Below are 9,160 nucleotides of genomic sequence, written 5' to 3'. Positions count from 1 at the left end.
GGTCGGGCGCGGCCGGGGTGGCCGGCCGGCGGGTGCGCGGGGATGCCCTGCGGACCGCCGGGGGTGTAGTCGTCACGGCGGGGACCTCCTGGACCGGCGGCGCCGTCGCGGTCCAGCTCGCCGGTCGGGTACGCCTGCTGCGCCCCGCCCGGCGCTGACCACCCACCCGGATGCGTCGGGCCCCCGTACGGCAGGATCGGATGTATGGATCTCGGACTCACCGACCGGGTGTACGTGCTGACCGGCGCCTCCCGGGGCCTGGGTTTCGCCACCGCCGAGTGCCTCGTGGCCGACGGCGCGCGGGTGGTCGTCTCGGCCCGCGCCCCGGAGCTGGTCGCCGAGGCCGTCGAGCGGCTCGGCGGTCCGCGGCACGCCACCGGGCTCACCGCCGACCTGGCCGACCCGGAGACGCCGCAGCAGCTGGTGGCGGCGGCGCGGGAGCACTTCGGCCGGCTGGACGGCGCGCTGGTCTCGGTCGGCGGCCCGCCCCGCGGCACGGCCGGTCAGGTGACCGACGAGCAGTGGCGGCAGTCCTTCGAGACGGTCTTCCTCGGCAGCGTCCGCACCGCCCGTACGGTGGCCGGCGCGCTCACCGATGGCGGCGCGATCGGGCTGGTCCTGTCCACCTCGGCCCGCAGCCCGGTGCCCGGCCTCGGCATCTCCAACGGCCTGCGTCCCGGCCTGGCCGGGGTGGCCAAGGACATGGCCGACGAGTACGGCCCGCGCGGCGTACGGGTGCTCGGTCTGCTGCCCGGACGGATCATGACCGACCGCAACCGGGAGCTTCTCGCTGCCACCGGGGACGCCGAGGCGGCCCGGGCAGAGGCGGAGGCCGGCATCCCGCTGCGCCGGATCGGTGATCCGGCGGAGTTCGGCCGGGTGGCCGCGTTCCTGCTCTCTCCCGCCGCGAGCTATCTGACCGGGGTCACCGTGCCGGTCGACGGCGGCGCGCTGCGCGGCCTGTGAGCCCGGCACCCCGCACGCCCGACGTCCCGGACCCGACCGCTGGCGGATCGCCGGGCCCGACCTGCGGCGGATCGCCCACCCGGGCGACCGTCGCCGGCTAGTTGGCCGCGGCCGGGGGCATCGCCTCCTGGGCGACGTACGTGCCCAGCGGCACCGTGGTGATCACGGGCTCGGGCTCCGCCGCCGCGTACGGCGCCGGCGAGTCGGCGACGGCGAACTGGGTGCGGTACAACTCGGCGTAGAGCCCGCCGACCGCGACCAGCTCGTCGTGCCGGCCCCGCTCCACGATCCGACCGTCGTCGAGGACCAGGATCTGGTCGGCGTCGCGCACCGTGGAGAGCCGGTGCGCAATCACCAGTGCGGTACGGCCGGTCAGCGCCACCGCCAGCGCCCGCTGCACGGCGGCCTCGCTCTCGGAGTCGAGGTGGGCGGTGGCCTCGTCGAGGATCACGATCGACGGCGCCTTGAGCAGCAGCCGGGCGATGGCGATGCGCTGCTTCTCGCCGCCGGAGAAGCGGTAGCCCCGCTCGCCGACCATCGTCTCCAGCCCGTCGGGCAGGGCGCGGACCAGGTCGGCGACCTGCGCGCCCGCCAACGCCGCCCAGATCTCGTCGTCGGTGGCGTCCGGCTTGGCGTAGCGCAGGTTCTCGGCGATCGTCTCGTGGAACAGGTGCGCGTCCTGGGTGACCACGCCGATCTCGTCGCGCAGCGAGGCGAGGGTGGCGTCGCGGACGTCCACGCCGCCGACGCGTACCTCGCCGTCGGTGACGTCGTAGATCCGGGAGATCAGCATGGACAGCGTCGACTTGCCGGCGCCCGAGGGCCCGACCAGGGCCACCATCTGGCCCGGCTCGACGGTGAACGACACGCCCTTGAGCACCGGCTCGTTGACCGTACGGTCGAGGGTGGCGACCTCCTCCAGCGAGGCCAGCGACACCTCGGCGGCGGCCGGGTAGCGGAACCGGACGTCGCGGAACTCGACCCGCCCGTTGCCGCGGGGCACCGGCACCGCGCCCGGCTTCTCCTCGATGCCGGGGCGCAGGTCGAGCACCTCGAAGACCCGGTCGAAGGAGACCAGCGCGCTCATCACGTCCACCCGGACGTTGGACAGCGCGGTCAGCGGGCCGTAGAGGCGGGTGAGCAGCAGCGCGAGGGTGACCACCGTGCCGGCGCTGACCGCGCCGGTGACCGCGAGCCAACCGCCGAGCCCGTAGGTCAGCGCCTGGGCCAGCGAGGCGACCAGCAGCATCGCCACGAAGAACGTCCGCGAGTACATGGCCGACTGGATGCCGATGTCGCGGACCCGCTCGGCCCGGCCGGCGAAGCGGCGGGCCTCGACCTCGGGCGAGCCGAAGAGCTTGACCAGCAGCGCCCCGGCCACGCCGAACCGCTCGGTCATCGTCGCGTTCATCTTGGCGTCGAGGTTGTACGACTCCCGGGTGATCTCGGCCAGCCGCCGCCCGACCCGCCGGGCCGGGATGATGAAGATCGGCAGCAGGACCAGCGACAGCGTGGTGATCTGCCAGGAGAGGGTGAACATCACCCCGGCGGTCAGCACCAGCTGGATGACGTTGCTGACCACGCCGGAGAGGGTGGAGGTGAACGCCCGCTGGGCGCCCATCACGTCGTTGTTGAGCCGGCTGACCAGCGCGCCGGTCTGGGTGCGGGTGAAGAACTGCAACGGCATCCGCTGCACGTGGTCGTAGACCTGGGTACGCAGGTCGAGGATGATCCCCTCGCCGATGCGGGCCGAGTACCACCGCTGGGCGAGGGAGAAGAGCGCGTCGGCGACCGCCAGCGCGGCGATCACCAGCGCCAGGCGGACCACGATCGCCCCGGCCTCGGCGCCGCCCCGGGTGATGGCGTTGATGATCTTTCCGGCGAGCACCGGGGTGGCCACCCCGATGATCGCGGCGATCACCACGGTGATCAGGAAGACGACGATGTCCCGCCGGTACGGCCCCGCGAAGGCGACGATCCGCCGGGCGGTGCCCCGCTTGAGCCGGTGCGCGGATACCTCGTCGCGGCTGCGCATCGACCGGAGCATGCTCCACCCGGTCATGCCCCCGCCGGACATCGGGTTGGACATCGGTCACCTCCGAACTCTGGGCAGCGCGCACCGTCGGGTTCGATTCTCCCGACGACTACGACAACCTCAGTAGTAACCCGGATCTTCCCGAACGGTCCTTACTATTCTCCCCGTCCGGCGAGGTCGCGCAGCCGGCGGGTCTGCGCCTCCCGCTCGGCGCGCTGCTGGTCGGCGTGGGAACGGCCGGCCGCACCGGCGAGCAACGCCTTGATCTCCACCACCGCATCCCGATGGTTGGCCAGCAGCCCGGCGGTGAGGTCCCGGACCGCGCCGGCCAGGTCGGCGTTGGGCACGACGAGCGTGGCCAGCCCGATCCGGTCGGCCTCGGCGGCGTCCATCCGCCGGCCGGTCGCGCAGATCTCCAGCGCCCGCGAGTAGCCGACGAGCTCGACGAGACGCTTCGTCCCGGCGAGGTCCGGCACCAGGCCCAGGGTCACCTCGGCCATGGAGAGCTTGGCGTCCTCGGCGAGCACCCGGAGGTCGCAGGCGAGCGCCAACTGGAAGCCGGCACCGATCGCGTGCCCCTGCACGGCCGCCACCGAGATCACGTCGGGGCGGTGCAGCCAGCTGAAGCCGCCCTGGAACTCCGCGATCCGGTCCGCGCACTCCTGCTCGGGCAGGGTCGCCAGCTCGGCGAAGGAACCCGGTCCGGACGCGCCGGCCACCGACAGGTCGAGGCCGGCGGAGAACGACCGCCCCTCGCCGCGCACCACGACGACGCGCACGTCGCCGGGAAGATCCCGGGAGAAGCCGCTCATCGCCTGCCACATCGCCGGGGTCTGGGCGTTGAGCACGTCGGGCCGGCACAACGTCACCGTCGCGACCGGCCCGTCGCAGTCGAGTCGTACCCCGGTCGTCTCGGCGATCACCGGACGGCCCGGAACACGACGTTGATGGACGACGCTGGTGGTCGGGTCACACCTTCTTGCGGCGCCGAGCGCCGCCGCGCTGCCGCAGCTGCACCCCGGACTCGGTGAGCACCCGATGGATGAACCCGTAGGAACGTCCGGTCGAGGCCGCGAGCGCGCGGATGCTCTCACCCGAGGTGTACCGCTTTACCAGGTCCTTGGCGAGCGTCTGGCGCTCGGCTCCGACGATCCGGCGACCCTTCTCAGTGCTGGTGGCTGTGCCAGTGGCTGCCATGCTGTGTCCTCACGTCCCAGACTGTGCGGTTCGGATACGGTCCCACCTATTAGACCGCCTCGAACGATCATGCGCCAGATATCAACTCTTCGCCAACCGACACGCTATGCAATGTCAGCTTCCCGATAGAGTGATCCTGCCGATCGACGCCCTGGAGGCCGTCCGGCGCCCGGCGAACGCCCCCGCGCCCCGCGACGGGGTAGTCCCGGCCCCGGCCGCCCGGGTCGGCCGGAAGCCCATCCGGCGGCCCGTACGCTGCCTGGCGTGACCGACCCGCTCGCCGCCGCCGCCGGAGCGACCCTGGTGTTCGCGGCGACCAATCTGGACGACATCGTCGTACTCACCGTGCTCTTCGTGGCCGCGCGGGGCATCGGCCGCCCCCGCCCCTGGCACATCGTCGCCGGGCAGTATCTGGGCATCGGCGCGCTGGTCGCGACGGCCGTGGTGGTCGCGGCCGGACTGCTCGTGGTGCCCGACCCGTGGACCGGCCTGCTCGGCCTACTGCCGATCGCGCTCGGCCTGCGAGCCCTGTTGGCGCACACCGACGAGGAGGCCCCACCGGCGGTGGTCGGCAGCCTGCTCGGGGTGGCCGGCGTGACCGTCGCCAACGGCGCGGACAACATCGCCGTCTACGTGCCGGTGTTCCGCTCCCTGGAGCCGGCGACCGGGCTGATCTGGCTGCTGGTCTTCGCCGCACTGGTGGCGCTCTGGTGCGCGGTCGCCGCTCTGCTGGGCGGCCATCCCCGGGTGGTCCGGCTGGTCGGCCGGGCCGGCCACTGGCTGGTCCCGATGATCTTCGTCGGCGTCGGCCTGGTCATCCTGGTCACCTCCGGCGTGCTGACCCGCCTGGCAGACCTGGCCGCCTGAACGCTTTCGACGCCCGCGGCCGCCGCGCCGCCGTGACCGCGCGCCGGCCGCGGGCGGTCAGGCCAGTTCGACCAGTTCGAGCAGGTCGTCGCTCCAGGCGTCCTCGTCGCCGTCGGGCAGCAGGATGGCCCGGTCCGGCTTGAGGGCGAGCACCGCGCCGGGGTCGTGGGTGACCAGCACGATGGCCCCCGGGTAGCGGGCGATCGCGTCGAGCACCTGTTCCCGGCTGACCGGGTCGAGGTTGTTCGTCGGCTCGTCGAGCAGCAGCACGTTGGCGCCGGAGCAGACCAGGGTGGCCAGGGCCAGCCGGGTCTTCTCCCCGCCGGAGAGCACCCCGGCCGGCTTGTCCACGTCCTCGCCGGAGAAGAGGAACGCGCCGAGGATCTTGCGCAGGTCGGTGTCGGACTGCTCGATCGCGGCGGCACGCATGTTCTCCAGCACCGTCCGCTGCACGTCGAGGGTCTCGTGTTCCTGGGCGTAGTAGCCCAGCCGCAGCCCGTGCCCGGCGTGCACCTCGCCGGTGTCCGACGTGAGCAGGCCACCGAGCATCCGCAGCAGGGTGGTCTTGCCGGCGCCGTTGAGGCCGAGGATGGCGACCCGGGAGCCCCGGTCCACCGCGACGTTGACGTCGGTGAAGATCTCCAACGACCCGTACGACTTCGACAGGCCGGTGGCGGTCAGCGGGGTCTTGCCGCACGGCGCCGGGGTCGGGAAGCGCACCTTGGCCACCTTGTCGGCGACCCGGACCTCCTCCAGCCCCGAGATCAGCTTCTCCGCACGGCGGGCCATGTTCTGCGCGGCGACGGTCTTGGTGGCCTTGGCCCGCATCTTGTCGGCCTGGGCCATCAGCGCCCCGGCCTTCTTCTCGGCGTTGGCCCGCTCGCGGCGGCGGCGCCGCTCGTCGGTCTCCCGCGCCTCCAGGTACGCCTTCCAGCCCAGGTTGTAGACGTCGACCACCGAGCGGGTGGCGTCGAGGAACCAGACCTTGTTGACCACCGACTCCAGCAGCGCGCCGTCGTGGGAGATGACGATCAGGCCGCCCTTGTGGTTGGCGAGAAAGCTGCGCAGCCAGGTGATCGAGTCGGCGTCGAGGTGGTTGGTGGGCTCGTCGAGCAGCAGGATGCCGCCGCCGTTCTCGCCGGCGTCGCGGAACAGGATCCGGGCCAATTCGATGCGGCGGCGCTGGCCGCCGGAGAGGGTGCCGATGGTCTGGGCGAGCGCCCGGTCGGGCAGCCCGAGGTTGGCGCAGATCCGGGCCGCCTCGGCCTCGGCGGCGTACCCGCCCAGGGAGGCGAACTGATCCTCCAGCGCGCCGTAGCGGCGGACCAGCTTGTCGTCGGCGTCGTCGGCGAGTTTGGCCTCGATCTCCTTCATCTGGGCCATGAGCACGTCCAGCCCGCGGGCGGAGAGCACCCGGTCCCGCCCGGTGACCTCCAGGTCGCCGGTACGCGGGTCCTGCGGCAGGTAACCGATCGCGCTGCGCCGGTCGATCTGCCCGGCGTACGGCTGCCCCTCCCCGGCCAGCACCTTCAGCGTGGTGGTCTTGCCGGCGCCGTTGCGGCCCACCAGGCCGATCCGGTCACCCGGCTGCACCCGCAGGGTGGTGTCGGACAGCAGGATCCGGGCGCCGGCGCGCAACTCCAGGCCGGTGGCAGTGATCATTTCCGGTACTCGCTCTCGGGGTCTGGAAGGGCTGACTCAGGGCACGCGAAACGGCCGGCGGGCCCGATGGACCGTCGGCGCGGGGCGGTTCAGCCTTCGCAGAGCAGCACGAGGCAAGTGTACCGGGCCGCCTGCGGGGCTCCGCCCGGATTACCCTGCAAGATCATCGGGTACCGAAACGCAGTCCGGACCCGGTCCGGTACCACAACCACCAAACGTGATGAATCGGTGATCGGGGTCAACATGGAGCTGAACGAGAACGCGCGGATCGACACCAGTCAGGTGGACGATCGGCGAGGGTCCGGCGGAAGCGGCGGGATGGGCATCCCCATCCCGATCGGCGGCGGTCGCGGAGGGATCGTCGGCATCATCATCGCGGTGCTGGTGGCCCTGGTCGGCGGCGGCTTCGGGCTGAATGCGATGAACGGTGGCGGCGGGTCGGAGCAGGGCGACAACACGTCGCTGCAGCAGAAGTGCTCGGCCGACGACGCGCTCCAGCAGCTGGACTGCCGCAACACCGCCTACGTCAACTCGATCCAGGCGTACTGGCGCACCGCCCTGCCGGAGAAGTTCGGCGAGCAGTACCGGCCCTCCAGGACGGTCTTCTTCAGCCGGGGCGTGAACACCGGCTGCGGCCAGGCCGACTCCGGCGTGGGCCCGTTCTACTGCCCGGCCGACGACCTGGTCTACATCGACCTCACCTTCTACCGGGTGCTGGCCGATCAGCTCGGCGCGGAGGGCGAGTTCGCCCAGCCGTACGTGCTGGCCCACGAGTACGGCCACCACGTGCAGGACCTGCTCGGCACCGAGGCGCAGATGCGCCGCCAGCAGCAGCGCGACCCGGACCACGCCAACGCGCTCTCGGTCAAGCTGGAACTGCAGGCCGACTGCTATGCCGGCGCCTGGGCGAAGAACGCCACCGGCACGACCGACGCCACGGGCCAGAAGATCTTCAAGAGCATCACCGAGCAGGACATCTCGCAGGCGATCGACACCGCCGAGAAGATCGGCGACGACGCCATCTCGGAGCGGGCCAACCGCCCGGTGAACCCCGAGGAGTTCACCCACGGCTCCTCCGCCCAGCGCAAGGAGTGGTTCAGCCGGGGCTACGACAGCGGCGACCCGAAGTCCTGCGACACCTTCGCCGGCGGCCGCTGACCGCCCCGGTCCGAGGTGCCCGGCGGCGGCCGGTGGGTTCCCCACCCACCGGCCGCCGTGGCGTTTCCGGGTCACCGAGTCCGGCCGAGTCCGGCCGGAATGGCCGTGGTCGAGTCAGATTCGCCGTCGACCCGGCAGCCGCCGGTGACTGCGCCGCTTGAGTCCCTGGCTCGTGACGGCGTGCTAGATGATCATGACGATGATCCCGATCAGGCCCACCACGGGGTTGACGAACCAGCCGAGTGCGGCGCTGCCGCCGTCGAGGAAAATGCCGGTGATGGGGCGGGCCCGCTGGGCGTGGAGGTGCCAGTAGACGAACGAGATGACGAAGGCGAGGTAGGCGGCCTTCTCGTGCAGGAGAGCGTCGACGTCGTCGGGCCCTGCGCCGCCGGCACGGCCCCCTCGCCTGCGGCCATTGCCCCAGGCGAGCGGCCGGAGCGCAACGAGTTGGCCACGCCACACGGCGCAGGTCCCCCCAGGGTTGCTGACAACCCTGGGCCGGTGGAATGACGGGCCGCAGCGGTTTAGGCGTCGGGTGCGGCGTCGCGGACCAGGATCCGCACCGCGCGGGCCGCGGCGATCGCGGCGACCAGCACCGCGTGCCGGGGCTCGGGGACGTCGAGCAGCCGCTCGGCCCGCAGCGCGGCGAGCGGGGCCAGCCGCCGGTCGGCGAGCACGGTGTCGACGGCCCGCCGGTCACCGCCGCAGACCAGCGCGCGCAGCGTCGCCGCCTCCGGCAGCAGCAGCCGTACGGCCAGCTCGGCCGCGTCGCCGAGGGCCGCCTTCGCCTGGTTGTCCCGCCGCCGGGCGAAGCGCTGCTGCGACCACCCGCCCGCGGCGGTGCGGCCCTGCACGTAGCGGGTGTCCACCTTGGAGACCGCCAGCTCCTCCCCCACCGCGACGCCGACCGCGACCGCGCCCTTGCGGGCCAGCAGCAGGCCGATCCGGCGCGGCTCGGCCGCGGCAGCCACGAATGCGGGTACGTCCCGGGTGGGCGGCGCCCCGGGCGGGGTGTGCAGCTCGGCGGTCGCGCCGTCCGGGGCGGCGAGCAGCAGGCCGTACCCGGTGACGGTGGTGGTGGGCGGGCCGTGCCGGTCGGCGAAGCCCTCGACCCAGCGGGCGACGCGGATCGGGTCGACCTCGACCCACCGGCCACCCCCGGCTGCGGGTCGACTGGTCATGGCCGAACGGTACCGAATTGCCGGACCACGGGCGGCGCCCGACTCCAGGGCTTTCACGGGCATCGATGAACGTTTACCATCCGGTAACCGAAGG

General features: G+C 72.7%; 9 protein-coding genes. 3 read left to right on the top strand and 6 right to left on the bottom strand.

The window, feature by feature from the left end; all coding sequences use genetic code 11:
• Window positions 1-204 precede the first annotated feature (204 nt).
• Window positions 205-966, top strand: coding sequence for an SDR family oxidoreductase (locus AB0I41_RS30685; RefSeq protein ID WP_357114077.1), 762 nt, complete (start codon window positions 205-207; stop codon window positions 964-966).
• Window positions 967-1,063: 97 nt separating this feature from the next.
• On the opposite strand, the gene AB0I41_RS30680 is transcribed toward AB0I41_RS30685, so the two are convergent.
• The 3 genes from AB0I41_RS30680 to AB0I41_RS30670 all read right to left on the bottom strand — a co-directional run bounded on the left by AB0I41_RS30680 (window position 1,064) and on the right by AB0I41_RS30670 (window position 4,198).
• A complete protein-coding gene (locus AB0I41_RS30680; protein ID WP_357114080.1) occupies window positions 1,064-3,043 on the bottom strand; it encodes an ABC transporter ATP-binding protein in 1,980 nt (659 codons plus the stop codon).
• Between the two features lie 113 nt (window positions 3,044-3,156).
• On the bottom strand, window positions 3,157-3,924 hold the full coding sequence (locus tag AB0I41_RS30675) for an enoyl-CoA hydratase/isomerase family protein (RefSeq protein ID WP_357114076.1): 768 nt from the start codon (window positions 3,922-3,924) through the stop codon (window positions 3,157-3,159).
• Window positions 3,925-3,970: 46 nt separating this feature from the next.
• On the bottom strand, window positions 3,971-4,198 hold the full coding sequence (locus tag AB0I41_RS30670) for a helix-turn-helix domain-containing protein (protein WP_357114075.1): 228 nt from the start codon (window positions 4,196-4,198) through the stop codon (window positions 3,971-3,973).
• 264 nt (window positions 4,199-4,462) lie between these two features.
• On the opposite strand from AB0I41_RS30670, the gene AB0I41_RS30665 reads away from it, so the two are divergent.
• On the top strand, window positions 4,463-5,065 hold the full coding sequence (locus AB0I41_RS30665; RefSeq protein WP_357114074.1) for a cadmium resistance transporter: 603 nt from the start codon (window positions 4,463-4,465) through the stop codon (window positions 5,063-5,065).
• 57 nt (window positions 5,066-5,122) lie between these two features.
• On the opposite strand, the gene AB0I41_RS30660 is transcribed toward AB0I41_RS30665, so the two are convergent.
• Window positions 5,123-6,727: an ABC-F family ATP-binding cassette domain-containing protein gene (locus tag AB0I41_RS30660; RefSeq protein WP_357114073.1), complete on the bottom strand. Its 1,605-nt coding sequence runs from the start codon at window positions 6,725-6,727 to the stop codon at window positions 5,123-5,125.
• Between the two features lie 243 nt (window positions 6,728-6,970).
• Here AB0I41_RS30660 and AB0I41_RS30655 point away from each other — a divergent pair, with 243 nt between their 5' ends.
• On the top strand, window positions 6,971-7,885 hold the full coding sequence (locus tag AB0I41_RS30655) for a neutral zinc metallopeptidase (protein WP_357114079.1): 915 nt from the start codon (window positions 6,971-6,973) through the stop codon (window positions 7,883-7,885).
• 183 nt (window positions 7,886-8,068) lie between these two features.
• Here AB0I41_RS30655 and AB0I41_RS30650 read toward each other — a convergent pair whose 3' ends face one another.
• Complete coding sequence (locus AB0I41_RS30650) at window positions 8,069-8,347, bottom strand: hypothetical protein (protein ID WP_357114072.1); 279 nt, start codon at window positions 8,345-8,347, stop codon at window positions 8,069-8,071.
• A gap of 62 nt (window positions 8,348-8,409) precedes the next feature.
• A complete protein-coding gene (locus AB0I41_RS30645; protein ID WP_357114071.1) occupies window positions 8,410-9,066 on the bottom strand; it encodes an acVLRF1 family peptidyl-tRNA hydrolase in 657 nt (218 codons plus the stop codon).
• Between the last annotated feature and the right edge of the window lie 94 nt (window positions 9,067-9,160).

It is taken from the genome of Micromonospora sp. NPDC050200 (assembly GCF_040656135.1).
Classification (GTDB): domain Bacteria; phylum Actinomycetota; class Actinomycetes; order Mycobacteriales; family Micromonosporaceae; genus Micromonospora.
The sequence above is the reverse complement of the archived record's forward strand: the minus strand, read 5'-3'. Positions and strand labels throughout refer to the sequence as shown.

Coding starts and splice junctions, on each gene's coding strand:
- AB0I41_RS30685 (WP_357114077.1), top strand. CDS start 205: ATGGATCTCGGACTCACCGACCGGGTGTACGTGCTGACCGGCGCCTCC.
- AB0I41_RS30680 (WP_357114080.1), bottom strand. CDS start 3,043: ATGTCCGGCGGGGGCATGACCGGGTGGAGCATGCTCCGGTCGATGCGC.
- AB0I41_RS30670 (WP_357114075.1), bottom strand. CDS start 4,198: ATGGCAGCCACTGGCACAGCCACCAGCACTGAGAAGGGTCGCCGGATC.
- AB0I41_RS30660 (WP_357114073.1), bottom strand. CDS start 6,727: ATGATCACTGCCACCGGCCTGGAGTTGCGCGCCGGCGCCCGGATCCTG.
- AB0I41_RS30655 (WP_357114079.1), top strand. CDS start 6,971: ATGGAGCTGAACGAGAACGCGCGGATCGACACCAGTCAGGTGGACGAT.
- AB0I41_RS30645 (WP_357114071.1), bottom strand. CDS start 9,066: ATGACCAGTCGACCCGCAGCCGGGGGTGGCCGGTGGGTCGAGGTCGAC.